The organism is [Zimmermannella] faecalis ATCC 13722 (assembly GCF_000381765.1).
Taxonomy (GTDB): domain Bacteria; phylum Actinomycetota; class Actinomycetes; order Actinomycetales; family Microbacteriaceae; genus Gulosibacter; species Gulosibacter faecalis.
This window is the reverse complement of the sequence record NZ_KB907075.1, coordinates 273,444-299,684: the sequence shown is the minus strand read 5'-3', so window position 1 is coordinate 299,684 and position 26,241 is coordinate 273,444. Positions and strand designations below refer to the sequence as shown.

28 protein-coding genes and 2 tRNA genes are annotated in these 26,241 nt (G+C 65.9%); 16 read left to right on the top strand and 14 right to left on the bottom strand.

Annotated elements, in window-relative coordinates:
* Window positions 1-771: 771 nt before the first annotated feature.
* The 5 genes from G328_RS0104185 to rpmH all read right to left on the bottom strand — a co-directional run bounded on the left by G328_RS0104185 (window position 772) and on the right by rpmH (window position 3,351).
* Window positions 772-1,368 (bottom strand): Jag family protein, encoded by a 597-nt coding sequence (locus G328_RS0104185; protein WP_019618092.1) that lies wholly within the window; start codon window positions 1,366-1,368, stop codon window positions 772-774.
* Between the two features lie 112 nt (window positions 1,369-1,480).
* Entirely contained in the window at window positions 1,481-2,464 is a 984-nt protein-coding gene (gene yidC, locus G328_RS0104180) for a membrane protein insertase YidC (RefSeq protein ID WP_019618091.1), read from the bottom strand.
* Entirely contained in the window at window positions 2,461-2,787 is a 327-nt protein-coding gene (gene yidD / locus G328_RS0104175) for a membrane protein insertion efficiency factor YidD (RefSeq protein WP_019618090.1), read from the bottom strand. The genes yidC and yidD overlap by 4 nt, the downstream gene beginning before the upstream one ends.
* A gap of 13 nt (window positions 2,788-2,800) precedes the next feature.
* A complete protein-coding gene (gene rnpA, locus G328_RS14130) occupies window positions 2,801-3,208 on the bottom strand; it encodes a ribonuclease P protein component (protein ID WP_019618089.1) in 408 nt (135 codons plus the stop codon).
* A gap of 5 nt (window positions 3,209-3,213) precedes the next feature.
* Window positions 3,214-3,351, bottom strand: coding sequence for a 50S ribosomal protein L34 (gene rpmH / locus G328_RS0104165; protein WP_019618088.1), 138 nt, complete (start codon window positions 3,349-3,351; stop codon window positions 3,214-3,216).
* 438 nt (window positions 3,352-3,789) lie between these two features.
* On the opposite strand from rpmH, the gene dnaA reads away from it, so the two are divergent.
* The 9 genes from dnaA (at window position 3,790) to G328_RS0104120 (ending at window position 14,329) form a co-directional block, all read left to right on the top strand.
* On the top strand, window positions 3,790-5,352 hold the full coding sequence (gene dnaA, locus G328_RS0104160) for a chromosomal replication initiator protein DnaA (protein ID WP_019618087.1): 1,563 nt from the start codon (window positions 3,790-3,792) through the stop codon (window positions 5,350-5,352).
* 535 nt (window positions 5,353-5,887) lie between these two features.
* Complete coding sequence (dnaN, locus tag G328_RS0104155; RefSeq protein ID WP_019618086.1) at window positions 5,888-7,030, top strand: DNA polymerase III subunit beta; 1,143 nt, start codon at window positions 5,888-5,890, stop codon at window positions 7,028-7,030.
* 7 nt (window positions 7,031-7,037) lie between these two features.
* Entirely contained in the window at window positions 7,038-8,207 is a 1,170-nt protein-coding gene (gene recF, locus G328_RS0104150) for a DNA replication/repair protein RecF (RefSeq protein ID WP_019618085.1), read from the top strand.
* Window positions 8,200-8,703, top strand: a complete 504-nt coding sequence (locus G328_RS0104145) for a DciA family protein (protein WP_019618084.1) — start codon at window positions 8,200-8,202, stop codon at window positions 8,701-8,703. The genes recF and G328_RS0104145 overlap by 8 nt, the downstream gene beginning before the upstream one ends.
* A 157-nt stretch (window positions 8,704-8,860) precedes the next feature.
* Window positions 8,861-10,978: a DNA topoisomerase (ATP-hydrolyzing) subunit B gene (gene gyrB / locus G328_RS0104140; RefSeq protein ID WP_019618083.1), complete on the top strand. Its 2,118-nt coding sequence runs from the start codon at window positions 8,861-8,863 to the stop codon at window positions 10,976-10,978.
* Between the two features lie 67 nt (window positions 10,979-11,045).
* The gene (gene gyrA, locus G328_RS0104135; RefSeq protein ID WP_019618082.1) at window positions 11,046-13,676 is read left to right on the top strand and encodes a DNA gyrase subunit A; all 2,631 of its coding nucleotides are present in this window, start codon (window positions 11,046-11,048) and stop codon (window positions 13,674-13,676) included.
* An 11-nt stretch (window positions 13,677-13,687) separates the two neighbouring features.
* Window positions 13,688-14,095 (top strand): DUF3566 domain-containing protein, encoded by a 408-nt coding sequence (locus G328_RS0104130; protein WP_019618081.1) that lies wholly within the window; start codon window positions 13,688-13,690, stop codon window positions 14,093-14,095.
* A 62-nt stretch (window positions 14,096-14,157) separates the two neighbouring features.
* Window positions 14,158-14,234, top strand: a tRNA-Ile gene (locus tag G328_RS0104125).
* A 22-nt stretch (window positions 14,235-14,256) separates the two neighbouring features.
* A tRNA-Ala gene (locus G328_RS0104120) sits at window positions 14,257-14,329 on the top strand.
* Window positions 14,330-14,452: 123 nt separating this feature from the next.
* Here G328_RS0104120 and G328_RS0104115 read toward each other — a convergent pair.
* The 4 genes from G328_RS0104115 to G328_RS0104095 form a co-directional block, all read right to left on the bottom strand.
* Complete coding sequence (locus G328_RS0104115) at window positions 14,453-14,713, bottom strand: glycine betaine ABC transporter substrate-binding protein (RefSeq protein WP_019618080.1); 261 nt, start codon at window positions 14,711-14,713, stop codon at window positions 14,453-14,455.
* Window positions 14,714-14,856: 143 nt separating this feature from the next.
* Complete coding sequence (locus G328_RS0104105; RefSeq protein ID WP_019618078.1) at window positions 14,857-15,267, bottom strand: VOC family protein; 411 nt, start codon at window positions 15,265-15,267, stop codon at window positions 14,857-14,859.
* Between the two features lie 5 nt (window positions 15,268-15,272).
* On the bottom strand, window positions 15,273-15,722 hold the full coding sequence (locus G328_RS0104100) for a helix-turn-helix transcriptional regulator (protein ID WP_019618077.1): 450 nt from the start codon (window positions 15,720-15,722) through the stop codon (window positions 15,273-15,275).
* Window positions 15,723-15,736: 14 nt separating this feature from the next.
* The gene (locus G328_RS0104095) at window positions 15,737-16,162 is read right to left on the bottom strand and encodes a hypothetical protein (RefSeq protein WP_019618076.1); all 426 of its coding nucleotides are present in this window, start codon (window positions 16,160-16,162) and stop codon (window positions 15,737-15,739) included.
* A 58-nt stretch (window positions 16,163-16,220) separates the two neighbouring features.
* On the opposite strand from G328_RS0104095, the gene G328_RS14125 reads away from it, so the two are divergent.
* On the top strand, window positions 16,221-16,769 hold the full coding sequence (locus G328_RS14125; protein ID WP_019618075.1) for a TetR/AcrR family transcriptional regulator: 549 nt from the start codon (window positions 16,221-16,223) through the stop codon (window positions 16,767-16,769).
* Between the two features lie 130 nt (window positions 16,770-16,899).
* Window positions 16,900-18,294, top strand: a complete 1,395-nt coding sequence (locus G328_RS0104085; RefSeq protein ID WP_019618074.1) for a dicarboxylate/amino acid:cation symporter — start codon at window positions 16,900-16,902, stop codon at window positions 18,292-18,294.
* Between the two features lie 14 nt (window positions 18,295-18,308).
* Here G328_RS0104085 and G328_RS0104080 read toward each other — a convergent pair whose 3' ends face one another.
* From G328_RS0104080 to G328_RS0104070, 3 genes are all read right to left on the bottom strand, one after another.
* On the bottom strand, window positions 18,309-18,848 hold the full coding sequence (locus G328_RS0104080) for a DUF937 domain-containing protein (protein ID WP_019618073.1): 540 nt from the start codon (window positions 18,846-18,848) through the stop codon (window positions 18,309-18,311).
* 66 nt (window positions 18,849-18,914) lie between these two features.
* Entirely contained in the window at window positions 18,915-19,301 is a 387-nt protein-coding gene (gene crcB / locus G328_RS0104075) for a fluoride efflux transporter CrcB (protein ID WP_019618072.1), read from the bottom strand.
* On the bottom strand, window positions 19,298-19,915 hold the full coding sequence (locus G328_RS0104070) for a fluoride efflux transporter FluC (RefSeq protein ID WP_338063009.1): 618 nt from the start codon (window positions 19,913-19,915) through the stop codon (window positions 19,298-19,300). The genes crcB and G328_RS0104070 overlap by 4 nt, the downstream gene beginning before the upstream one ends.
* Window positions 19,916-20,011: 96 nt before the next feature.
* Here G328_RS0104070 and G328_RS0104065 point away from each other — a divergent pair, with 96 nt between their 5' ends.
* Window positions 20,012-20,431, top strand: a complete 420-nt coding sequence (locus G328_RS0104065) for a hypothetical protein (protein WP_019618070.1) — start codon at window positions 20,012-20,014, stop codon at window positions 20,429-20,431.
* A 13-nt stretch (window positions 20,432-20,444) separates the two neighbouring features.
* Here the strand turns inward: G328_RS0104065 and G328_RS0104060 are convergent, their stop codons facing one another.
* Window positions 20,445-21,266 (bottom strand): siderophore-interacting protein, encoded by an 822-nt coding sequence (locus G328_RS0104060; protein ID WP_019618069.1) that lies wholly within the window; start codon window positions 21,264-21,266, stop codon window positions 20,445-20,447.
* A gap of 198 nt (window positions 21,267-21,464) precedes the next feature.
* Here G328_RS0104060 and G328_RS0104055 point away from each other — a divergent pair, with 198 nt between their 5' ends.
* From G328_RS0104055 to G328_RS0104040, 4 genes are all read left to right on the top strand, one after another.
* Window positions 21,465-22,373 carry a MetQ/NlpA family ABC transporter substrate-binding protein gene (locus G328_RS0104055; RefSeq protein WP_019618068.1) on the top strand — a complete coding sequence of 303 codons (909 nt, stop codon included), beginning with the start codon at window positions 21,465-21,467 and terminating at the stop codon, window positions 22,371-22,373.
* An 83-nt stretch (window positions 22,374-22,456) separates the two neighbouring features.
* Window positions 22,457-23,509: a methionine ABC transporter ATP-binding protein gene (locus tag G328_RS0104050; RefSeq protein ID WP_019618067.1), complete on the top strand. Its 1,053-nt coding sequence runs from the start codon at window positions 22,457-22,459 to the stop codon at window positions 23,507-23,509.
* Between the two features lie 2 nt (window positions 23,510-23,511).
* Window positions 23,512-24,192, top strand: coding sequence for a methionine ABC transporter permease (locus tag G328_RS0104045; RefSeq protein WP_019618066.1), 681 nt, complete (start codon window positions 23,512-23,514; stop codon window positions 24,190-24,192).
* A 23-nt stretch (window positions 24,193-24,215) separates the two neighbouring features.
* On the top strand, window positions 24,216-25,121 hold the full coding sequence (locus tag G328_RS0104040) for an aldo/keto reductase (protein ID WP_019618065.1): 906 nt from the start codon (window positions 24,216-24,218) through the stop codon (window positions 25,119-25,121).
* On the opposite strand, the gene G328_RS0104035 is transcribed toward G328_RS0104040, so the two are convergent.
* On the bottom strand, window positions 25,105-26,112 hold the full coding sequence (locus G328_RS0104035) for a LacI family DNA-binding transcriptional regulator (protein WP_026339639.1): 1,008 nt from the start codon (window positions 26,110-26,112) through the stop codon (window positions 25,105-25,107). The two genes, G328_RS0104040 and G328_RS0104035, sit on opposite strands and share 17 nt — an antisense overlap.
* Window positions 26,113-26,241: the final 129 nt, after the last annotated feature.

Sequence of the window (26,241 nt, the reverse complement as noted above, 5' to 3'; positions counted from 1 at the left end):
TGGAGAACCCTCCACTAGCGCATTCCACAAAGTCGACTCCGCGACTCACAATCACGGCGAATGGTTGGTGAGAACGACGCGTCGCCACTGGCGTTCCTCGAGTCGTTCCACGTGAAACAGTCCCCGATGCAGCCGAGAAACGCACCATTCTCGCCATGCACGAAGCAAGAGTCTCGACCTTCATTCATAGCGAGTGAGTCGTAGCAACAGCAACCCGGCCAAACTCAGCACCCAATGTTTCACGTGGAACGGGTTCAGCTGCATTGACAACGGCATCAAGCTCGACAACCAACGTCGAACTCTCCGTCGGTTCACATTGTTGAATACGTGGCAAAGCAGCAATGAGTGGAGCAAGTCGACCGCCCATCCACCTACTTCCGTAGCCTTCGTTTCACGTGAAACGCGCGCACACTTCCGTGGCAACGCCTCAGATCCACGTGACACATCACCGTGACCTCGCCAACGACCACGTGGCGACATATTGGCCAATTTGACGCATAAAACCGAGTTGGCTGAAACTCCACCAACGTAATTACATGAGTGTCGGTATACGTCAACTCGCTGCACGTCGCACCCAACCGGCTGAGATCCGCATCAGCAAGCCGAAGTCGGGCTCACCATTACGACACCAACCACATTGATCGCATCGTCACAATCCAGATCAGCGACGCTAGCAACCTACATCGACATTAATCGATCTCGCGACCAACGGGAACAAATTCGGACCGAACACCCACAAGGTGTCCGGCCCGAACCGAAAAACTTCGACGACTACTTCGCCCGCAGCACCGTGTGGCGCTTGCGACCCTCGCCTTCACTCTCGGAGTCGTATCCACGCGCCGCAGCAATGTCGTGCACGAGCTTGCGCTCGTACGACGACATCGGCGGGAGCGCCGCCGTGGCCGCGCCCTCTTCGATGCGAGTGACGGCCCGATCCACGAGCTGCTCGAGTTCGCGCTGGCGCGCGTCCCGCGATCCACCGATGTCGAGGATGAGTCGTGAGAACTCGCCGGTCTCGGCCTGCACGGCGAGACGGGTCACCTGCTGGAGTGCGTCGACCACCTCGGGCGACGAAATGCGCTCGAGGTTGCTCTCGCCATCGGCCGTCACCGAAATGTAGGTGCGCCCACCAGTCACGTCGATCTCGAGGTCGCCATCAATGTCGGCGATATCGAGCAGCTCTTCGATGTAGTCGGCCGCGATGTCACCCTCGTCACGATCGCCGTCGTCGGCAGCATCGTCGTCGGACTCGTCGGCAAGGTCGGTCTCATCGACAAGCTCGGTCTCGGTCGCCAGCGTCGCGGCGGCGTCGGTCTCCACACGCTCGTCGTCGACGAGGTCGTGCTCAGTGGTCTCGTTGGCGCTCATTGCATTCCTTCTCTCAACATCCCAGATTAGTGGGTAACCGGGCGCCGGGTCATCCTCGCCCCGACCGAAAAGCGGGTGCCGAGTCATCCGACCCGACACCCGCATCCCGCAGCTACTTCTTCTTTTTCTTCTTCTGTCGCTGCTTCGACACCGGCTGCTGACGTTGCTGCGACTTCTTCTCCTGTGCCTCGAGCTCGAGCTCGCGCGCGGTCTTGCCGTCACGCACGATGCGGTTCGCCGGGTTGTCGGGGTGGTTCTCCCACTTGCCGCGCTCCTTGAGCCGCTCAACGCGCTTCTTGTAGGCGTCGGAACCGGGGGTCGGCATGTTGCGGATGGTCCACCACTGCTGACCGGTCGTCCACACGTTCGTGAGGAACCAGTAGATCATCACGCCGATCGGGAACATGATGCCCGAGACCGCCATGACGAGCGGGAGCAGGTACATGAGCATCTGCTGCTGACGGAACATCGGCGACGCCTTCGCGGCCTCCGAGATGTTCTGCGAGGTGATCTGGCGCTGCGTGAAGAACTGCGTTGCAACCATGAGCACGATCAGCACGATCGCGACGATGATGACGTTGGTGTTGCCGTTGGCCTGCGAGAGGATCGAGCTCAGCGGGGCTCCGAAGATCTCGGAGTTCGCGAGCAGCACAGCGTGGTCTTGGCTCATGAGGCCGACGCCGGCCTCCTGGTGGTTCGCCGCGTTCAGCACTCGGTAGAGCGAGAAGAAGATCGGCATCTGGATGAGCATCGGCCAGCAGCTCGACAGCGGGCTCGAGCCGTGGCGCTTGTAGAGCGCCATCGTCTCTTGCTGCATCGCCTGCTGCGAGAACTGGTCGCGCTTGCCCTTGTACTTGTCCTGAATCTTCTTCAGTTCGGGCTGGAGCTCCATCATGCCGCGCATCGACTTGATCTGGCGCACCATGAGCGGAATCATCGCCGAGCGCACGACGAGCACGATGACGAGCACCGACAGCACCCAGGTCCAGCCGCTGTCGGCGGGAAGCCCGAGGAAGCTCCAGAACGAGTGGGCGCCGACGAGGATGAGCTCGATCACCCACCGCAGGGGCCAGAGAATTATGTCGAAGAAGTTCATCGAGCGTCTTCGCCTTTCATTTGCATGTCAGACACGACGAACCCCAACTTGGTCCGTCGAATCGGGAAGGGACGTTTGGGCTCCGGGACGTAGTCAAAGTCCGGCTTCGCCCAGGGATGGCATCGCATGATCCGTCGAGCCGCCAGGTAGCTCCCGCGCACCAGGCCATACACCTGCACTGCTTCTAAACCATACGCGGAACAGGTGGGGTAATACCGACACACATCGCCGTAGATGGGCGAGATGATGCGCCGGTACAGCAGGAGGAGCACGATGCCGAGGTTTCGGGGCACGAGCGTGATGGTGTGCAGGATACGCAGCATCGGTCGTCGTCGATCAGCCGGTCGCGTCGGAGCACGAGCAGAACTCGTCGTCGGCTTCGACGCCCGAGGTGTGCATCCCGAGCCGACCGGCGCTGTCGAGCACTGCGCGACGTGTCTCGCGCCGCAGTTGCTCGTAGGAGAACGACGCAGCCTCGGGGAAAACGCGGATCACGAATGACGCGCCCGTCGGCAGCAGGAGCAGCAGCTCGTGCGTGATGGCCTTGAGCCGGCGCCTCGTGCGATTCCGCACAACGGCAACACCCACCCGCTTGGTGATGATGAAACCAAAGCGGGTGGGTGTTGCGGAGTCGCGGTTCGCCTCGCCGATCGCGACGAGACCGGCGGCGTTCGCGCGACGGCCACGACGGGAGATGCGACGGTAGTCGGCCCCGCTCGTAACTCGGTTCGCGCGAGCGAGCACGGGAACTACGCCGAGAGGACCTTGCGGCCCTTCGAGCGGCGCGCGGCGATGACGGCGCGGCCGGCGCGGGTGCGCATGCGGGCGCGGAAGCCGTGCTTCTTGGCGCGGCGGCGGTTGTTCGGCTGGAAAGTACGCTTCGACATAAGAAAATCTCCTGATCGGGGCCCGAGGCTGTGGGGCAGCGAAACAAGGCCCGGATGCGGGCATAACTGCATCAGGGTACGCCACATTCAAGGGTCAGGTCAAGGTTGATGCGAGCTCGAATGTTGGCGGGCTACCACGATTCTCGCTCTCACCTGGCCCGACTCGCCGGAGATGATCAAACGCTGAGCGCCTCGGTTCGCGCCGTGCCCGTGATGTGGTTTACAGTTGCGTATCTGCCCCGCACGGCGTCACTTGCGGCCACAATGGGCAACCTTTTCCACAGGTCCTGTGGATAACTTTGCAATTGTGGATAGCTTGAGAGACGATCGACGTGCAGAGCCGCACGGTACGAGCAGATTACGCGGTCGGGTCTTCACACGACCGCGGTGCCGAGCGCCCAAAAACCACCCAGCCAGACCACCGAGAGGAAGCCACACGTGACGCAAGCCGTGTCAGCGGTCTGGTTAGAACTGTTTGAGGCGATCCGCAACAACCGCGATGTGCCCGGTTCGATGCGGGGATATTTCGCGCTGGTGCAGGCAAAAGGCGTGATGGACGGCACTATTTACCTTGAGGTGCCGAACGATCTCACCCGCTCGCAGATCGAGCAGCGCGGCCGCGTGCACCTGCTCGACGCAATCGCGACGACGCCCGCTGCCGGCGAGGTGAAGAACTTCGCGATCGTCGTGAATCCGAATGCCGAGCCGACCCCGGAGCCGGATGTTCGCGTCTACGACGACGCCGTCGCACCGGAAAGCGCCCTCGATCAGGTCGCGCAGGCGCACCGTGGCGCGACCTACGACGACCAATTTGCCGACTTATCCACCAGTTATCCACAGGTGGATGCGCCGCCGCGGCCAGCTGCGGAGCACCCGCTCGCGGCGCCCCCGCAGGCAGTCCAGCAGCCGGCCCAGGGCCTCGACGTTGCGCCGTATCACGACCCGGTCGCGACACCCCCGAACGGTGACTCGCGGCTCAACCCGAAGTACATCTTCGAGAACTTCATCATCGGTGGCTCGAACCGCTTCGCGCACGCCGCCGCGGTCGCGGTGGCCGAGACGCCGGCGCGCGCCTACAACCCCCTCTTTATTTATGGCGACTCGGGGCTCGGCAAAACGCACCTGCTCCACGCGATCGGCCACTACGCGCAGGACATGTACCCGGGCATCAAGGTTCGGTACGTCTCGAGCGAAGAGTTCACGAACGACTTCATCAACTCGATCTCGCAGAACCGCTCGGCGGAGTTCCACCAGCGCTACCGCAACAACGACATCCTTCTCATCGATGACATTCAGTTCTTGCAGGGCAAGGACTCGACGATGGAGACCTTCTTCCACACCTTCAACACGCTGCACGAGCACAACAAGCAGGTGGTCATCACCTCAGATGTGCCCCCGAAGCAGCTCACCGGGTTTGAGGATCGCATGCGGTCGCGGTTCGAGTGGGGCCTGATCACCGACGTGCAGTCGCCCGACCTCGAAACGCGCATCGCGATTCTGCGGAAGAAGGCCGAGGCCGACCGCCTCGAGCTGTCGAACGATGTGCTCGAGTTCATTGCCGTGCACGTCACGAGCTCGATTCGTGAGCTCGAGGGCACGCTCATTCGCGTGACGGCGTTCGCGAACCTGAATCAGCAGGCGATCGACCTCAGTCTCGTGACGACGGTGCTAAAAGACCTCATCACGAACGACGAGCCGAACGTCATCGCGCCGCAGGACATCATTCGCGAGACCGCCGAGTACTTTCACCTGACGAACGACGACCTCTACGGGTCGAGCCGCTCACAGGCGATCGCGACGAGCCGTCAGATTGCGATGTACCTCTGCCGCGAGATGACGAACCTCTCGCTGCCGAAGATCGGCCAGCTGTTCGGCGGACGCGACCACACGACGGTCATGTACGCCCACCGAAAGATCACGAAGCTGATGACCGAAGACCGCTCGGTCTTCAACCAGGTCACCGAGCTCACGGCGCGCATCCGCCAACCGGCAGGACGCTGACCGCCCGACGCCACACACCACAAGGCACCACCGACAAAACCACACACCGCACGCGCTCGACGGCAAAATCGCCCTCGGGCGCGTAGTTGTCTGCACTGCCTGTGGATAACTCTGTGGACAACCGCGTGGACAACCCGTGGAATCTGGAAAATCATCAAGTTGTGGATAACTTGTGGAAAGCGACGGCCGCGACGTGGACAACCTGTGCCGAATCTCACTCACCCTGTGCAGTCCCCAGCAAATTGCTCGAAAACTGGGGACGATGCTCACTTTCCATCCACGTGAAAATCACATCTTTCACCGATGTAGTTCCCTGGGAAACACTGTTCACCACAGAGTTATCCACACCATCCACAGGTGTTAAGAGTGAGGTTACAGATTTCCTACCCCAAAGAAGCCCGCCGGTGACATTGAGGTTGCCGGCCGTTGACGTCGAAGAGACGGCCGAGCGCAGCCACGACAAATGGCGCGATGAGACACTGGCAACACCAACCCGCTAGCATTGATTCCCCACCGAGCCATGGAGGAATCGCCCATGAAGTTTGAAGTCAACCGCGACATGTTCAGCGACGCCGTGTCGTTTGTCGTCAAGCTCCTCCCGCAGCGGCCGACCCTCCCCATCCTCAGCGGTGTTGTGCTCGAAGCCACGGGTGACAAGTTGCAACTCTCGACCTTCGACTACGAGGTTTCGAGCCGCACGTCGGTTGACGCGAACGTCGAAGACTCGGGTGCGGTGCTCGTGCAGGGTCGACTTCTCGCCGACATCGCGAGCCGACTGCCGGATGCACCGGTGCAGGTCGAGCGCGACGATCGCGGCATCACGATCACCTGTGGTCGCACAAACTTCACGCTGCCGACGATGCCGCTCGAAGAGTTCCCGGCACTCCCCACGATCGAGGGCACCTCTGGTGTCGTCTCGGGCGCCGACTTCTCGGAGGCGATCAGCCAGGTCGTCGTCGCGGCCTCGCGCGAAGATGTCGCTCCGGTCATCACGGGTGTGCACCTCACGTTCTCGCCGACGCAGCTGCAGCTCGTCGCGACCGACCGCTACCGGGTCGCCGTGCGCGAGATCGAGTGGCAGAGCAATTTCGCCGAGGGCGACCAGGCGCTCGTGCCGTCGCGCACGCTCGGCGAGGTCGGTAAGTCGTTCTCCCACGCCGACGAGGTTGTCATCACGCTCGTGAGCGAGGGCGACCGCCAGCTCATTGCGTTCACGGCGGATGGCCGCACGGTGACGTCGCTGCTGATCAAGGGCAACTTCCCCGCGGTTTCGCGGCTGTTCCCGGCCGAGACTCCGCACTTCGCGGTACTGCAGGGCAGCGATGTTGTCGACGCCGTGCGCCGCATGCAGCTCGTGCTCGAGCGCGAGCAGGCGCTGCGCTTCAGCTTCACCGAGGAGGGCCTCAAACTCGACGCGATGGGCGCCGAGCAGGCCGCCGGCGCCGAGGAACTGAGCATCAACCTGCAGGGCGACGACATTGTCGTATCGCTCAAGCCGCAGTTCCTGCTTGAGGGCGTCGGTTCGGTGCACTCGGCGTTCGTGAAGATCGCGTTCACCGCGACCGACAACCCGAACAAGCCCGGCCCCGTGCTGCTCACCGGCCAGACGTCGCTCGACGAGTCGGCCGCGACCGACACCTTCCGCTACCTGCTGCAGCCGAACCTGCTCATGCGCTAGCGCGACAGTGCACGTCACCCACCTGAGCCTGCGGAATTTTCGCAATTACCGCACGGCCGAACTCGAGCTGCACCCGGGCATCCAGGTGTTCGAGGGCGCGAACGGCCAGGGGAAGACGAATCTGGTCGAGGCGATCGCGTACCTCGGCACGCTGAAGTCGCACCGGGTGTCGTCAGACACCGCACTCGTGAGGTTTGGCGAGGAGGGCGCGATTGTGCGGGCGGAGCTCGCGCACGGCGAGCGCACGCTCTCAATCGACGTCGAGATCGCGAAATCGGGCAGCAACAAGCCGCGGGTGCGGGGCCACGCAGTGAAGGCGCGCGAGTTGCCGCGGTTCTTCACAACCGTCGTGTTCGCCCCCGAGGATCTCTCGCTTGTGCGGGGCGACCCGGGCCAGCGCCGCGAGTTTCTCGATCAGCTGCTCGTCACCCACTCGCCCCGGTTTGGCGACACAATTTCGAAGTACGAGCGCGTGCTGCGGCAACGCAACTCGCTGCTGAAGTCGGCACGGCAGCAGCGGCTCGCGGTCGAGCAGCTCACGACGCTTGAGATTTGGGACGATCAGCTGATCGAGCTCGGCACCCGGGTCGTCGCGCAGCGCCTCGCGCTCGTCGAACGGCTGCGGCCGCACCTCGCGAAGGCCTACACGGCGCTCGTCGATGCCGACCACGGTGCGAGCATCAGCATGCGGGTGAGCTCGCTCGCCGATGCGGGGAAACACATGGATGGCGACGGCGAGGGCGAGGAGATCGGTGGCGTCGTGACGGTCGACGAGATCGCCGAGCGGTTCCGCGAGCGGCTCACGGATGCGCGCCCGCGCGAGCTCGAGCGCGGGGTGACGCTCGTCGGCCCGCACCGCGACGACGCGACGTTCTGGCTGAACGGCCTGCCGGCCCGCATCACCGCGAGCCACGGGGAATCGTGGTCGTTCGCGCTCGCGCTCAAGCTCGCGGCGGCGGAGCTCATTCGGGATGAGTCGCGCACCGGCGACCCCGTGCTGATCCTCGACGACGTCTTCGCCGAACTCGACGGGTCGCGCAGGGCGCGGCTCGCCGATTCGGTGCGCGATTTCGAGCAGGTTCTCGTGACGTGCGCCGTGGTGACCGACCTGCCCGAAGACCTGCGAACCGACACGATTCGCATCCGCGCGGGTGAGATCGAGGCGCGCGATGGCTGACTTCAGCGAGTCGTCGCTGGTGTGGATGCGCTGCAAAGAGGTGTTCGGCGGGCAGAAGATTTCGCGACGGCTGCTGGGCCGGCGGGGCGCATCCACCCCCGAAGAGCCCGACAGCGAGGAGCACCTGCCGTTCGGTCCGAAGCGCGACCCGCAGTCGTCGGGCGCCGTGCTTGGTCAGCTGTTCGCGCAGTTCGATTGGCAGACCCCGCTCGCCCAGGCGCGGGTGATAGACGGCTGGGAGGAGTTCGCGGGCGCCCGCACGGCGGCGCACACGAAACCGCTCTATGTCGAGGAGGGCGTGCTGCTCGTGCAGTGCGACTCGACGGCCTGGGCCACGCAGCTGCGATCGATTCGTGGGGAGCTGCTTGGGCGCATCCGTGCCGCCGTTCCCGAGGTCGAGCTCGACGACATCAAGTTCCTTAACCCCGGGGCGCCGTCGTGGCGACACGGAAATCGTTCTGTGCCGGGCCGCGGGCCTCGGGACACCTATGGGTAGGGAACCACGGGGCTGGGGGGAAAAGCCGCGAGAACGGCAAATAACGGCCTTTCCGTGAACTTCTTGGTAGAATTGATCGTCTGAGACTCTGAGTGTCGCCGGCGAGAACCTCGCTGCGCGCTCGGGGCCATGCGAAGTGAACACTAGAGGAGTCCGTATGACCGACACTGGGGCAAACCAGAACGGATCAACCACCGGCCGGGTCGAGCACGACTACGGCGCTGGCCAGATCCAGGTGCTCGAAGGGCTCGAGGCGGTGCGGAAGCGCCCCGGTATGTACATCGGCTCCACTGGCCCCGACGGTTTGCACCACCTGGTCTACGAGATCGTTGACAACTCGGTCGACGAGTCGCTCGCCGGCTACTGCGACGACATTGAGGTGCGCCTGCGCGAAGACGGCGGCGTGACCGTCGTCGACAACGGTCGCGGTATTCCCGTGAGCGAGCACCCGATCGAGAAGATCTCGACGCTCGAGGTCGTGCTCACGAAGCTCCACGCGGGCGGCAAGTTCGGCGGCGGCGGATACGCGGTGTCGGGCGGTCTGCACGGCGTCGGCTCGTCGGTGGTGAACGCGCTGTCGACCCGCTTCATCGCCGAGGTGTCGCGTGACGGCTACGAGTGGCGCATGGAGTTTGCGAATGGCGTGCCGCAGGGCCCGCTCGAGCAGGGTGACGCGACCGACGTCACGGGCACGCGCATCACGTTCTACCCGAACGGCGACATCTTCGAGACGGTTGAGTTCGACTGGGAGACGCTGCGCACGCGGTTCCAGCAGATGGCGTTCCTCAACCGCGGCCTGCGCATCACGCTCGTCGATGAGCGTGACCCCGCGACGCTGAACGAGGGCATCACGCAGGTGCACGAGGTGCTCGAGCCCATCGAGGGCGAAGGCGAGCCGGTTGTACAGGCACCCGATGAGCAGGTTGGCGAGCCCGAGGCGGAGACGACCCCGGTGACGCCGGAGTTCACGCAGCGCAAGCAGGTTTTCAAGTACGACCGCGGCCTTGTCGACTACGTCGAGCACCTCGTGAAGCGCAAGAAGATCGATGTCGTGCACCCCGAGGTCATCGACATGGTCGAGGAAGACAGCGACGCGACGATTTCGGTCGAGATCGCGATGCAGTGGACCGAGGCGTACAGCGAGTCGGTGCACTCGTTCGCGAACACGATTAACACCCGCGAGGGTGGCACGCACCTCGAGGGCTTCCGCACGGCGCTCACGACCACGATGAACCGGTACGCGCGCGACAAGAACCTCCTCAAAGAGAAAGACGAGAACCTCTCGGGCGAGGATGTTCGCGAGGGCCTCGCGGCGATCATTTCGGTGAAGCTCGGCGAACCGCAGTTCGAGGGCCAGACGAAGATGAAGCTCGGCAACACCGAGGCGAAGGCGTACGTGCAGCGCGTCACGAGCCAGGCGCTCACGGAGTGGCTCGACCGCAACCCCACGCAGGCTCGCGACATTATTCGTAAGGCGACCCAGGCATCCGCCGCTCGCCTCGCCGCCCGTCGGGCGCGCGAGCAGACGCGCCGCAAGGGCCTGCTCGAGTCGAGCGGGATGCCCGGCAAGCTCAAGGACTGCATGTCGCGGAACCCCGCGGAGTCGGAGATCTTCATGGTCGAGGGTGACTCGGCCGGTGGGTCGGCGGTGCAGGGCCGCAACCCGCGCACGCAGGCGATTCTGCCGCTGCGCGGCAAGGTGCTCAACGTCGAAAAGGCGCGCCTCGACCGCGCACTGCAGAACGCTGAGATTCAGTCGATGATCACCGCCTTCGGTACGGGCATCGGCGACGACTTCGACGTCGCGAAGGCCCGGTACCACAAGGTGATTCTCATGGCCGACGCCGACGTCGACGGCCAGCACATCACGACGCTGCTGCTCACGGTGCTGTTCCGGTTCATGCAGCCGCTCATCGACTCGGGCTACGTCTACCTCGCGTCCCCACCGCTCTACCGCCTCAAGTGGTCGAACGCGGCGCACGAGTACGCGTACTCCGACGAAGAGCGGGATGCGCTCATCGCGGCGGGCCGCGCGGCCGGTCGTCGCCTGCCGAAGGACAACTCGATCCAGCGCTACAAGGGTCTTGGCGAGATGAACTACAACGAGCTCTGGGACACGACGATGAACCCCGAGACGCGCACGCTGCGGCAGGTCACGATGGCCGACGCCGAGGCGGCCGACGAGGTGTTCTCGACGCTCATGGGCGAAGACGTCGAGTCGCGTCGCGCGTTCATTCAGCGCAACGCACACGACGTGCGATTCCTCGACATCTAGGCGCAACCGCGCACATTCCCGCGCCTGGCGCACCGACTTTTTGACTGAGGCAGCGAAGTAGAAACGTATGGCTGACGAAACCAACACCACCAACGAGACGCCGATCGCCGGCGGCGGCATCGAGCGGGTCGACCTGCAGCTCGAGATGCAGCGCTCGTACCTCGACTACGCGATGAGCGTGATCGTGGGGCGCGCGCTGCCCGAGGTGCGCGACGGCTTGAAGCCCGTGCACCGGCGCGTGATTTACGGCATGTACGACGGCGGCTACCGCCCCGACAAGTCGTTCTCGAAGTGCGCCCGCGTCGTGGGCGACGTCATGGGTCAGTACCACCCGCACGGTGACTCGGCGATCTACGACACCCTCGTGCGTCTCGTGCAGCCGTGGTCGCTGCGCTACCCGCTCGCGCTCGGGCAGGGCAACTTCGGTTCGGCCGGGAACGACGGCGCCGCGGCGCCCCGGTACACCGAGACGAAGATGGCGCCCCTCGCCCTCGAGATGGTGCGCGACATTGAAGAAGACACCGTCGACTTCACCGACAACTACGACGGCCAGACGCAGGAGCCCACCGTGCTCCCGGCGCGGTTCCCGAACCTACTCGTGAACGGGTCGGAGGGTATTGCCGTCGGTATGGCGACGAAGATCCCGCCGCACAACCTCCGCGAGGTGGCCGACGGCGCCTTGTGGGCGCTACAGCACCCCGAGGCGACCCGCGAGGAGCTGCTCGAGGCGCTCATTGAGCGCATCCAGGGCCCCGACTTCCCGACCGGCGCGCAGATTCTTGGCCAGAAGGGCATTCAGGAGGCGTACCGCACGGGTCGCGGCTCGATCACGATGCGGGCGGTCGTGAACGTCGAGGAGATCGGTAACCGCACCTGCCTCGTCGTCACCGAGCTGCCGTACCAGGTGAACCCCGACAACCTCGCCTCGCGCATTGCTGAGATGGTGCGTGACGGCAAGCTGCAGGGCATCGCCGACATTCGCGACGAGACCTCGGGTCACACGGGTCAGCGCCTCGTGATCGTGCTGAAGCGCGACGCGGTCGCGAAGGTCGTGCTGAACAACCTCTACAAGCACACGCAGCTACAGGACACGTTCGGCGCAAACATGCTCGCGATTGTCGATGGCGCGCCTCGCACGCTCTCGCTCGACGGGTTCATTCATCACTGGGTGGCGCACCAGATCGAGGTCATCGTGCGCCGCACCGAGTACCGGCTGCGCAAGGCCGAAGAAGAGGTACACGTGCTGCGCGGGTACCTCAAGGCGCTCGACGCGCTCGACGAGGTCATCGCGCTCATCCGGGCGTCGGCGACGGTCGACGTTGCGCGCACGGGCCTCATGGAGCTGCTCGACGTCGACGAGATTCAGGCGTCGGCGATCCTCAACCTCCAGCTGCGTCGACTCGCGGCGCTCGAACGACAGAAGATTACCGACGAGGCCGACCGCCTCGAAAAGATGATTCTCGAGTACAAGGGCATTCTTGCCTCGCCCGAGCAGCAGCGCGAGATCATCTCTGACGAGCTCACCGAGATCGTGCGTCGCTTTGGCGACGACCGCCGCACCGAGATCATTCGCGGGTTCAACGGCGACGTCGCTGACGAAGACCTCATCCCCGTCGAAGAAATGGTCGTGACGGTGACGCGCGATGGCTACATCAAGCGCACCCGCAGTGACAATTACCGCTCGCAGCGCCGTGGCGGCAAGGGCGTGCGCGGGGCGCAGCTCAAGGCCGATGACGTTGTCGAGCACTTCTTCGTGACGACAACACACCACTGGCTGCTGTTCTTCACGACGTTCGGTCGCGTGTACCGCACGAAGTGCTACGAGCTGATGGAGGCGAGCCGCGACTCGAAGGGGCAGCACATCGCGAACCTGCTGCCGCTGCAGCCCGACGAGCAGGTTGCCCAGATTCTTGACCTGCAGAACTACGAGGAAGACGACTACCTCGTGCTCGCGACCCGCAACGGGCTCGTGAAGAAGAGCGACCTCTCGCTCTACGACACGAACCGTCAGGCCGGCATCATTGCGATCAAGCTCCGCGACGGCGACGAGCTCGTCTCGGCGATGACGATCAAGCACGGCGACCACATCTTCCTGTTCTCGCACGAGGGGCAGTCGCTGCACTTCATCGCCGACGACGAGCAGCTGCGGCCCATGGGCCGCGACACGTCGGGCGTGAAGGGTATGTCGTTCCGTGGGAGCGACTACCTCATCAACGCGGCCGTGGCGGCCGACGACGACCTGTACGTGTTCACGATCACCGAGGGTGGATACGCGAAGCGCACGGCCGTCGGTGACTACCGGATTCAGGGCCGCGGCGGTCTCGGCATCAAGGTGATGAAGCAGTCGGATGAGCGTGGCAACCTCGCGGGCGCGATGCTCGTGCGTGAGGGCGACGAGGTGCTCGTGATCCTCAACTCGGGCAAGGTTGTGCGCTCGAACGTGTCGGAGGTGCCCGCGAAGGGCCGCGACACGATGGGCGTTGTGTTTGCCCGTCACGGCGCGAACGACCACATCATTGGTATGGCGCGGAACACCGAGCGAGACCTCGGCATGGACGAGGATGCGGAGGCCGGCGACGAGTCGGCGGCGCCCGAGTCGGAGCCGACCGACGCGCCCGAGCCGAGTGTCGCATCCGAGTCGCCCGAGGCGTCGAGTGTCGACGAATCGGATGAGGCGCTCGATTCCGACGACCAGTAGGATCGGACATCATGACCTCAGTCGCAGACAAGCTGGCAAAAAAGTCCGAGCGTCGGACCTCGAAGAAGCAGGTGCGCCTCCGCCTCCTGCAGGTCGACGTTTGGTCGGTCGCGAAGCTCTCGTTCCTGCTGTCGCTGTGCCTTGGAATCGTCACGATTGTCGCGGCCGTGCTGCTGTGGACGGTGCTCGCGAACACGGGCGTGATGGAGTCGATTAACAACCTGCTCAACGACGTCACCGGCAGCGAGACGGTCACGATCGAGACGTTCATCAACTTCGGTGGCGTGCTCGGCTTCTCGGTGATCATCGCGGTGCTGCAGGTGGTCGTGTTGACGGCGCTCGGTGCCGTGTTCGCGCTGCTGTTCAACCTCGGCAGCCGGCTCACCGGCGGCGTCGTGATGGGGTTCACCAACAACTAACATTTGTGGTAATGTGTCTCTTCGTGCCGGGAACGTTTTCGGAGGTTCCCCGAGAGGCATATGGGGCTATAGCTCAGGCGGTTAGAGCGCTTCGCTGATAACGAAGAGGTCCAAGGTTCAAGTCCTTGTAGCCCCACCAAGTCGCCGCTTGCGGTGCACTCGGGGCCTTAGCTCAGTTGGTAGAGCGCCTGCTTTGCAAGCAGGATGTCAGGAGTTCGAATCTCCTAGGCTCCACAATCTGAAGACTCGGAATGCATGTTCCACAGCGCAAGCACGACGACTAGGCCGAGTCAGCCTTTTGAGGCGTTCGCCGCAGGCGTGTGCTGAGTCATCGACGGGATGTCCGTTCAGTGTGATTTAGAGGAGACCCTCGTCGCTGAGCCAGTCTTTGACGATCTCAGCGGCGGGGAGCTGATCGGTGACGCTGCGCTCGTTCAATGAGATGAGGTCTTCAGGGCTCATCGCGGCGCTCACCTCGTTAATGATCTCGGCGGCCTTGTCATCGATCTTGTCGCTGGCGAGCGAGACGACGTTCGAGGAGAGGAAGAGCCCCTTGGTGTCCTCGAGCGAAACGAGGTCGTTCTCTTGGATGGACGGGTCGGCGGCGACGATTCCCACGCGAGACGGCGTGAAGCCCAACGTCGGCGACCGATACAACGTGCGGTACGACCCCGCGCATCCGGGCCGCCGCTCGTCGATCTACGTGAATCTGCGGAAGCCGCGAAAGGCTGCTCAGCAGCGGTGACCCGGTGCCCGCCCCGCTACCCGAGCTGGTTCACGCGGATGAGGTTGCCCGACGGGTCGCGGAACGCGCAGTCGCGCACGCCGTAATCCTGGTCGGTGGGTTCCTGAATGACATCGGCGCCGGCCGCTTCGAGCTTTGCAAAGAGCCCGTCGAGGTCGTCGCTCGCGAGGGTGACCGCCGTGAGCACGCCCTTCGCCATGAGCTCGAGCACGGTCTGTCGCTCTTCGTCGGTGACGCTCGGGTCGACGACGGGCGGGTGCAGCACGATCGAGGTGTCGGGCTGGCAGGCGGGGCCGACGGTGATCCAGCGCATGTTCTCGTAGCCGACGTCTTGGCGCACCTCGAAGCCGAGGGTGTCTCGGTAGAAGGCGAGCGAGGCTTCGGGGTCGGTGTGGGGCAGGAATGCGTAATGAATGATGACGTTCATGGCACTCACGCTAGGGAGCTTCCCGGGGTGCGCGCTTCTTGATTCCTGACCGGTCGCGTCACCTGCTTCACGATGCAGGGCGGGATGCCCGCCATCGATTCGCGCAGCAGCTCACGGTATTTGCTCGGCGGCATGCCGACGAGCTCGGTGAAGCGAGTGCTGAAGGTACCGAGCGACGAGAAGCCGACCTCGAAGCAGACCTCGGTGACGGTGAGGTCGCCGCGGCGCAGGAGCGTCATGGCCCGCTCGACCCGGCGAGTCATGAGGTACGAGTACGGCGGCTCGCCGAACACGCGGCGAAACTCTCGGCTCAGATGCCCGGCCGACATGTGCGCGCCACGGGCGAGCTCCTCGACGTCGAGCGGCCGCGCGAATTCGCGGTCGATGCGGTCGCGCACACGACGGATCGCAACGATGTCGCGCAGCGCCTTCGCGGCATCCGGGCTCGAGGTCATGCCGCGATTCTGCCCTACTGCACCGACGCGAGGATGCACGTCACGAGCATCGTGAAGTAGGCGGCAGCGCCGATAATCGCGTGCAGGGCGGCGACCGGGCGCGAGAAGCCGAGCACGTCGCGGGCAACGGCGCCATAATTCAGCGGCCCGGAAACCTGCCGCCGGGCGCGGTAGCTCGCGAACATGAGCCGGTCGCCGAACGTCTGCCCGATCGTGATCGTCACAAAGGTGAGCCATGCGATGAGCAGCGAGTCGTTCACGAGAAACAGCACCCACAGCGCGATGCTCGCGAGCTGGAGCGCGACGTGCGCAGTCACGCGACGCCGCGGAAACTCGGCCGTACGGTGCCGCAGCCACCTGGTCAGCGAGCTGAGTCCCAGGAGCACTGTTACGAAGAGCAGCACCAGTACGGTCGCCGCGAGTAGGTCGAGCCCCGACATAACCCCACGATACTACGAACGTAGTGTAAAATCACTACGTTCATAGTAACCTCGACACATGCCGACCAACCGCGACCGCATCCTCACCGCGGCAATCGACCTGCTCGCCGATGGGGGCATCCGCCGCCTTACCCATCTTCAAATCGACGAGCGCGCGGGGCTGCCGCGCGGCTCGACGTCGAACGCGTTCCGTACCCGCGCGGCCCTCCTCGCCGGCGTAACCGAACACATGCTCGCGCACGAGGTACCCGAGGTCGACGCCGGATTCGCCGTCGCGACTCCCGACGAGTTCGCGGCGGCGCTCGCGGGCATCTATCGCCACCTCACGGGGTCCGGTCGGGCGATCACCGCGGCGCGCCTCGCGCTCATGGTCGAAGCAGCTCACGACGAGGCGATTCGCGACCAGCTCGCCGAAGGCCGGCGCCGAATCGAGGCGCGCATCCGCCCACCGCTCGTCGCCCTCGGGACGCCCGACGTCGACTTGGCGGTTCAGCTCATCGCGACGACCTTCGAGGGACTCTTTCTGCACGAGCTCGGCGGATACGCGTGGGTCGACGCCGAGCGGGTGCTCACCGCGACCGTGCGCGCAATTTTCGCCTCGACGTAACATTCGCCGCTCCGGCCATCGCGGCGGGAATCTGCGTGCTTGGATGTGCGTTGGCCTCGCGCGTCCGCCCCGCGCAGAACCCGCGCGGGCACGCGAGACTCGCTCGCACATCCTGACCTTCGGAGCACCATTGAGTAACGCATCGACGAAGGCGGCGCAGAAGAAACCCTTCTACCGCTCCTTCGGTTTCCAGATTATTGCCGCCCTGATTCTCGGTATCGGCCTCGGCCTGCTTGCGCGCCAGCTTGGCGCGACCACCGAGGAGCCGACCGCGCTATCGGGAACGCTCGCGACGATCGGCCGCGCGTACGTCACGATTCTGCAGGCGGCCGTCGTGCCGCTCGTCATCACCGCGATCATCGCGTCGATCTCGAACCTGCGCCGCGTGCAGAACGCCGCGCGCCTCGCGGGCCAGACGATCCTCTGGTTCGCGATTACCGCGTTCATCGCCGTCATGATCGGCATCGCGCTCGGTCTCGTGCTGCAGCCGGGCAACCGCGCGGGCACGGGCCTCGAGGCGGGCGAGCCGGGCACGCACGGGTCGTGGATCGCGTTCCTCACGGGCCTCGTGCCCGAGAACTTCCTCGGCCTCGGCATCACGGGCGAGGTGGATGCCTCGGGCGAAATTGACGGCGGCGTGAAGTTCAACATCCTGCAGATCATTGTCGTGGCGGTCGTGCTCGGCCTGGCTGCGCTCAAGGTCGGCAAGAAGGCCGAGCCGTTCCTGAAGTTCACCGAGTCGCTGCTCGCGGTCATTCAGCACGTCGTCTACTGGATCATCCGCATCGCCCCGATCGGCACGCTCGGTCTCATCGGCAACGCGGTCGTGCAGTACGGCTGGGAGCGCCTCACGTCGCTCGCGTGGTTCGTCGGCGCGGTCTACGCGGGCCTGCTCATCGTGTTCTTTGTTGTGTATCCGCTGCTCGCGAAGGCGAATGGCCTCTCGGCGAAGCAGTACTTCTCGGGCGTGTGGCCCGCGGCGCAGTTCGGTTTCGTGAGCCGCTCGTCGCTCGGCACGCTGCCGATCACGCAGGCGGTCGCGGAGCGCTACTTCGGCGTGCCCCGTGCGTATGCGTCGTTTGCGGTGCCGCTCGGTTCGACGACGAAGATGGATGGCTGCGCGGCGATTTACCCCGCGATCGCGGCGATCTTTGTGGCCCAGTTCTTCGGCATCGAGCTCTCGCTGATTCAGTACGGGCTTATCGTGCTCGTTTCGGTGGTGGGTTCGGCCGCGACCGCTGGCACGACGGGCGCGACCGTCATGCTCACGCTGACGCTCTCGACCGTCGGCCTGCCGCTCGAGGGTGTCGGCCTGCTGCTCGCGATCGACCCGATTCTCGACATGGGGCGCACCGCGCTCAACGTGTCGGGCCAGGCGATCATCCCGGCGATCGTCGCGAAGCGCGAGGGTCTGCTCGACGAATCGCGCTACAACGCGCCGCGCGAGGGTCTGCGCTTCGACGAGGCTGACGAGGTCGACGAGACCGCCGACGAGACCCCGCGCGAGGCGACCGCGACGGCGTAATCCAGCGGCGCCGGCTACTTCCGCCCGCCGCCGAGCAGCCCGCCGAGCGAGTCGAGGATGTTGCCGAAGCCGCCTCCCGACGAGCTCGAGCCACCGCCGAGCATCTGCCCGAGCAGGTCGCCGAGCCCGCCGCCCGCGGTGCCGCCCGAGGCCTCCTTCGTGCCGCTGCCCTTCGCGAATCGGCTTGCGAGCCAGGCCATCACGAGGGGCGCGACGATCGGCAGCAGCTTCTGAATCAGGCCCTTGTCGTTGCCGGAGTGCTCGGCGACCTTCGCCACCACGGCATCCTGCTCACCGCCGAAGACGTGGGCGGCGATCTTCTCGCCGTCGGCCTCGTCGACGTCATCGACGCGCTGGGCGCCGTCGATGTGCTGCTCGAGAGCCGAGGTGAGGGAGGCGGCACCCGAGGGCGCCTGGGCGTTCGCCTGCATGCCGCCGACGAGCGACGGCAGCAGGTCTCCGAGCGCGCGCTGCACGTCGTCGGGCGAGGCGCCGACGCGCTTGGCGAGGTCGGCGACGGGAAGGTCGTTGAGGATCGCGGTGATATCGGCCATGACGCAGCTTTCTCTCGAGGGTTTCCCCGAGTGTGCTCCGCGTGGCTGGGAACAATTCCGGCGCGCCTACCCCAGCTGTCCGAGTCCGCCAAGCCACAGCCCAAGGGCGGCCGCCGCGCCGGCCGCGACGAGCACGCCGAGCCCGTTCGCCGCGGCCGCGCCGAACCGACGCTCCTGTAGCAGCCGCACGGTCTCGAAGCTCGCGGTCGAGAACGTTGTGTAGCCGCCGAGGAAACCGGTGCCGACGACGAGCTGCACCGCCGAGGGCAGCACGGCCGCCCCGACGAGTCCCGTCACGAGGCCGAGCACGAACGAGCCCGTGAGGTTGAGCGTGATCGTGCCCCACGGCATCCGGCGGCCAGTGCGGGCACGAATCAGGCCGTCGAGCACGAGACGGCACACCGAGCCGAGCCCGCCCGCGAGGGCGATGCCGGCGAACAGCAGCGGGGTCATCGGGCGGCCTCCGAACGAGCCGGGCGACGCAGCGAGGCGACGAGGATGCCCGCGAAGGTTGCGACCCCGCCGACGAGCACGGTCAGAAGGCCGTACCCGATGCCCGCCGTGGCGTCGCCGGCGGCGAGCAGCGCGGTGGCATCGACGGCGAGGGCGCTGTACGTCGTGAACCCGCCGAGGAACCCCGTGCCGGCGAGCAGCCGCAGCCCGCGCCGGCGACCCTCGTCGGGGCCGCTGCGCGCGAGCGCCTCGAGGAGCACGCCGAGCACCAACGCGCCCGCGACGTTGATCGCGAAGATCGTCCACGGCATGCCCGTCGTCGGGAACGCGAGCGAGAGCCCCTCGCGCGCGGCGACGCCGAGCGTGCCGCCGACGAACACGAGCGCGATCGACGACGCGCGCAGGTGCAGGGGCCGCGCCCGGGTCGCACCGACGAGATCGATGTTCTCGGTATCGGGATCGAGCGGAAGTTCGGGGTGGTCGTGCATCTCGAAGATTCTCCTACCTGTCGCAAATTGGGCGCGATGCGCTGCGAGGTAGGGACTGTTGTCGGATGCTCCGAGGTTGGATACGGCGAGCCCCACCGCCGCGTCGGCGGCCGTGACGCGCGCCAACACGAGCAGTGTACTCGCGACCCGAAACCTGGGAACCGCGACACCCAGGCTTCCTACGCTGACCGCACGTACTCGTAACCGTCAGGAGACATCGTCGTGGCACTCTTTGGTCGCAAGAAAGAAGACCGTACCGAGAAGGCAATGCGCCAGGCAGAGGACATTGCCGCGGGCAAGGGCTTCACCGGGAAGCTCATGAAGGGGTTCATGGGCTCGGAACACGCGGCGCAGCTCGGCGCCGCCGTCGGCACCGCGCGGCAGGCACAGGAGGCCGCCGCGCTCCAAGCGCAGGGGCTCCCCACCATCAACGCGACCGTGAACCAGCTCGCCGACACCGGCCAGCTCATCAACTACGACCCGGTCGTCATCATTTCGGCGACCCTCGAGACCGGGGAGCAGATCAACTTCCAAACGCTCGTCTCGAAACTGCAGATTCCCCGCCCCGGCGACCGCATTCTCGTGATGCAGCACCCGCAGCAGCCGGGGCAGTTCGTCTACGGCGGACTCGCGATCGGCTAGCCGCGACCGCGGCCTACGACGGCGAGGCCTTGCCGCGCTTCCAGTAGCCGCTGAAGGTGACGTTCGACTTCGGTACGCCGCGCTCGTTCACGAGGTGCCGGCGCGCGCCCGTGGCGACCGCCGACTCGCCAACCGCGAAGGCGTAGACGCTGCCCTCGGGGAATTCGAGCGCCGCGAGCTTCGGCAGCGCGGCCGTGCCGGGCGCGTCAGTCGGCGAGCGGAGCACCCAGTGCACCTCGACGCCCTCGGGCGCCTCGACGTCCTGGCGGTCGCGCTCGTCGAACAGCTCGATGATCGCGTGGCCCCGCGCATCCCGCGGCAGATCGCGCAGCACGCCGGCGACGGCAGGCAGGGCGCTCTCGTCGCCGACGAGGAGGGTCCAGTCGGCCGCGACCGGCGCGTATCCGCACCCCTGGTCGATGAACGCGACCGCGTCACCCGGCTTCGCCGCGAGGGCCCACGGCGCCGCGACGCCCACCGCGTGGCCGTCGTCGGTCTCGCCCGCGTGCACGACGAAGTCGATGTCGAGCTCGACGGGGTCGGCCCGGTATTGCCGCACCGTGTAGTTGCGAATGACGGGGCGCGTGCCCTTCGGCAGCGTGAGGTACTTGAGGTAGCCGCCGATGCCGAACTTGCTCGGCAGATTGTCGAAGCGCGTCGAGTCTTGCACCGGCAGCGCGAGGCGGAACCACTGGTCGAAGCCTCGGTACTCGAAGCGGCGCAGGTCGTCGCCGCCGAGGGTGACGCGCTGCATGTTCGGCGTGACGCGCTCCGACCGCACGACCTCGGCGTGCACGAGGCCCGACTCGGCGTGCAGAACGTGAATGTTGCTCACAGATTTCCCCTGTTCGGCGCGGCCGAGGGGGTGGCCGCGAACTAAGGGCAACCTTACTTAGAAGGAGTCGCGCCGCGCGACCCGCGCGAATTATTACGCCTCGTGAACCGCCACCCACTCAGGGAATCTTCAGGCAATTAGGCTTTTCGAGAATCCCACTGGCGCGCGCCGTGCGCGCCACCATTGGAAGGAACCATCATGGCCCGACTTCGCAACTGGCTGGCTGCTGCCGGCGTGCTTGCCCTCGCCGCGAGCCTGACCGCGTGCGCCGGTGCAAGCGACGAACCCGCCGCGACTGGCGACGACCCGTACGCCGGTCAGACCATCAAGATCGGCGTCGTCGGCGCCTCTGACGAGTACTGGCAGACCTATGTCGACGCGGCCGCCGCCGAGGGCATCGAGGTCGAGCTCGTCGACTTCGCCGACTACAACCAGCCGAACCCGGCCCTCTCGGCCGGCGAGGTGCAGCTGAACCAGTTCCAGCACATCCTCTACCTCGCCAACTACAACGAGTCGGCCGGTGACGACCTCACCGCAATCGGCGCCACGGCGATCTACCCGCTCGGCCTCTACTCCGACACGTACGACTCGGTTGAGGACATCCCCGAGGGCGGCAAGGTTGGCGTGCCGAACGACGAGACGAACCGCGCCCGCGCGCTGCTCGTGCTGCAGTCGGCCGGCCTCATCGAGCTCGAAGACGGCGGCAACGCGTTCTCGACCCTCGACGACATCGTCACCGAGAACTCGAAGGTCACGGTTGAGGAGCTCAACGCCGACCTGCTCGCGAACTCGCTGCAGGACTTCGACGCCGCGATCATCAACAACGACTTCATCGCCGACGCCGGCCTCGAGGCCGACGACGCGATCGCGCAGGACGACCCGAGCGACCCCGCCGCCCTCGCGTACGTGAACATCTTCGCCTCGAAGGCCGAAGACGCCGACAACCCGACGCTGAACAAGCTCGTGGAGATCTACCAGACCAACGAGGAGGTGCAGCAGGGCGTGCTCGACAACTCGGGCGGTACCGCCGAGATGCTCACCACCCCGAAGGAGGAGCTGCAGGAGCAGCTCGCCCAGGTGCAGGAAGACATCCGCAACGAAGGCTAGCCAGCAATTGCGAGCGTGAGCGCGTACCTCTACATTTCAGGGGTGCGCGCTCGCGTGCGTAAGGCGCAATGAAAGGACGCAGCATGGCGATGATCAAGTTGCGCGACGTCGTCAAGGAGTACCCGGCGGCGAAACGGAAAGACGAGTCGGTGCGCGCGGTCGACGGCGTGAGCCTCGACATCGAGCCCGGCAGCATCTACGGCGTGATCGGGTATTCGGGCGCCGGCAAGTCGACGCTCGTGCGCCTCATCAATGCGCTCGAACCAACCACCTCTGGCTCGATCGAGATTGACGGCCAGGAGATCGTCGGGCTCGCCGAGTCGAAAATGCAGAAGGTTCGTACCGATATCGGCATGATCTTCCAGCAGTTCAACCTCTTCAATTCGCGCACGGTGGCGGGGAACGTCGCGTTCCCCATGAAGATCGCGGGCATCGACAAGGATGCGCGCGAAGCGCGGGTGCGCGAGCTGCTCGACTTCGTCGGCCTCGGCAATCGCGCGAAGGCGTACCCAGACCAGCTTTCGGGCGGCCAGAAGCAGCGCGTCGGCATCGCCCGCGCGCTGTCGACGTCGCCGAAGATTCTGCTCGCCGACGAGTCGACGAGCGCGCTCGACCCGCAGACGACCTCCGACGTGCTCGACCTGCTCGAGCGCGTGAACCGCGAACTCGGCATCACGATTGTCGTGATCACGCACGAGATGGATGTGATCAAGCGGCTCGCGACGCACGTCGCGGTTATGGAACAGGGCCGGGTCGTCGAGCACGGCGAGCTGTACCGGGTGTTCTCGAAGCCCGAGCATCCGGCCACGAAGAACTTCGTGGCGTCGGTCGTGCCGCAGGTACCGACGGGCCGCGAGCTCGAGGCGATTCGGGCCCGGCACGACGGCCGCCTCGTCACGATTTCGGTGACGGATGAGCGCACGTCGCAGCACGAGGTGCTCGGCCGACTCGTGCGCGCGGGCGTCGAGGCGGAGCTCGTCTACGGCGGCATGCACGAGATCACGGGCCGCTTGTTCGGCCACCTCACGTTCGCACTGCACGGTACCGACGACGAGATCGAGCGGGCGATCGCCGGCGTGCGCGACCTCGCCGAGGTCACCGAGCTGCCCGCGGCAGCCGAAGGGTCGGAGGTCTAGCCATGTTCTACCTCGACAAGAACACCGACCGCCTGCTCGAGCTGCTGCCCGACCTGCCCGAGCAGCTCGCGATCACGCTCATGCTCGTGGCCGTCGCGATGGCGGTGGGCGGCGTGCTCGGCCTCATCATTGGCGTGCTGCTCTACGCGACGCGGCCGGGGAACATCCTGCAGCAGTCGGTGGTGTTCAACGTGCTCAACCTGCTCGTGAACTTCTTCCGGCCGATCCCGTTCATCATCATGCTCGCCGCGCTGCAGCCGCTCGCGCGGCTCACGATCGGCGTCGGTATCGGCAATGAGATGGCGATGTTCGCGATGGCGTTCGCCGCGACGTTCGGCATCGCCCGACTCGTCGAGCAGGCGCTCGTGACGGTGCCGCCGGGCGTCGTCGAGGCGGCCCGGGCCGCGGGCGCGAGTCGCCTGCGCACGCTCGTCACGGTCGTCGTGCCCGAGGGCCTCGGGCCCCTGATTCTCGGGTACACGTTCGCGTTCATCGCCGTCATCGACATGTCGGCGATGGCCGGCGCCGTCGGTAGCGACGGTCTCGGAAACTTTGCACTCCAGTACGGGTACCGTCAATTCAACCCGCTCGTCACCTGGGCGGCCGTGATCGCGATTGTCATCGTCGTGCAGGCCGTGCAGATGCTCGGGAACTGGCTCGCTCGACGCGTCATGCGCCGATAGCGGCTCACAACGAGAGGACTCATATGACCCAGCACGATTCGATCGCACAGCAGCCGTCGATCACCCTGAACAACGGCATCGAGCTTCCGGCGCTCGGCTTCGGCGTCTTCCAGTCGTCGCCGGAGGACACGCAGGCGGCCGTCGAGACGGCGCTGCGCACCGGCTACCGGCTCATCGACACGGCCGCGATTTACGGGAATGAGCGAGAGGTCGGCGCGGGGCTCGCGGCGGCGGGCCTGCCGCGCGACCACGTGTTCGTCACGACGAAGCTCTGGATCAGCGACTACGAGGATGCGCAGACCGGGTTCGACGCGAGCCTGCGCCGCCTCGGCACCGACTACGTCGACCTCTACCTGCTGCACTGGCCAGGGCCGCGCGAGTTCGAGCGCGCCGAGCAGGCGTGGGCGTCGCTCGAGAAGATCCTCGAGTCGGGCCGCGCCCGCGCGATTGGCGTGTGCAACTTCACCCCGGCCGACCTCGACCGGCTCGCCGAGCGCGCCGAGATCGTGCCGGCGCTCAACCAGGTCGAGCTGCACCCGTACTTCTCGCAGCCCGAGCTGCGCGCCTACGACGCCGACAAGGGCATTGTGACGCAGGCGTGGTCGCCGCTCGGCGGTGCCGACCGCTACGGCCAGAAGAACGACACGGGCCGCGACATCTTTAGCGACCCGGCGATCGTCGCCGCGGCCGAGGCGCACGGCAAGACGCCGGCGCAGGTCGTGCTGCGCTGGCACCTGCAGGTGGGCACGGCGGCGATTCCGAAGTCGGTCACGCCCGAGCGCATCGTCGCGAACTTCAACGTCTTCGACTTCGAGCTCTCGGGCGCCGAGATCGAGGCGATTAATGCGCTCGACACGGGCGCGCGCGGCGGCGCCGACCCGGCGACCTTCGACACGACGACGGTGACGTCGGTTATCGATAACTCGTAGCGTCGCCCGCCGTCGAGGCGCGGTACTCGACGCGGATGGGCAGGGGTACGTCGGCGCCACCGCGCGGCCGGCGGCCCCGCACGAGGTCGATGAGCACCTCGACGCAGGCGGCGCCGGCCGCGCGGGGCGATAGGTCGATCGCGGTGATTGGCGGGTCGGTGTAGACGAGCGACGTGCTGTCGACGAGGGCGGCGACGAGCACGTCGCGGCCGACCTGCTTGTCGAGGTCTTCGAGCACGTCGAGGGCGACGAGGGCCGAGCCCGCGGGGCCGCAAATAACGCCGTCGACGTCGGGGCGCAGCGCGAACAGGTCGCGCAGCGCCTCGGCGTACGACGCTGGTGCTGAGCCGAAGGGCCGCTCGGTGATGAGCGCCGGAATGCCGCGCCCGGCGCACCATTCGCGGTAGCGCTGCTGGATGCGCACACCCCAGTCGGTGACGGCGGGGGAGGCGAGGAGCGCAGGCGCGCGCGCGCCGCGCTCGCCGAGGTGCTCGAGCAGTTCGGTGAGCGCGCCCTCGTGGTCGGCGGTAACGACGCCGTCGGGCCGCTGGCCGGGGGCCTGCTCGAGCGTGACGATTGGCACGTCGAGGTCGAGCAGCTGCTGCGCGATCGCGTCGTCGCTGAGCGGGTCGATGACGATGACGCCGTCGACGCGGGGGCGCGCGTTGCCGCCGAGTCGGCGCGACGTGATGAGCGTGACGTCGACGTCGGCGATGGCCGCGGTTTCGAGCGCTCCGAAGATGATCTGCAGGTAGTAGTCGATGCGGGTCATCGCCTCGGGCAGGTGGATGCCGATCGTGCCGGTCGTCGAGGTGCGCAGCGACTTCGCCGCGGTGTTCGGCCGGTACCCGAGCTCGTCGGCGGCGCGCGTGACGGCCTCGCGGGTCGATTCCGAGACGCGGCCCGTGCCGTTGAGGGCATCGGAAACGGTCGTGCGGGACACGCCCGCGTACCGCGCCACATCCTGGATCGTCACTGTTCGATTGGCCATGGAAGGTGTTTAGCACACGGGGCGGGGTCACTGCCGAATCGTTTCGCCGCGGCGGGTCGATTTGACCCTCCGTGTCGAAGCGGCGTATGTTCAAGCCATGCCGGAACGATCCGGCAGCGGCTCAACCAC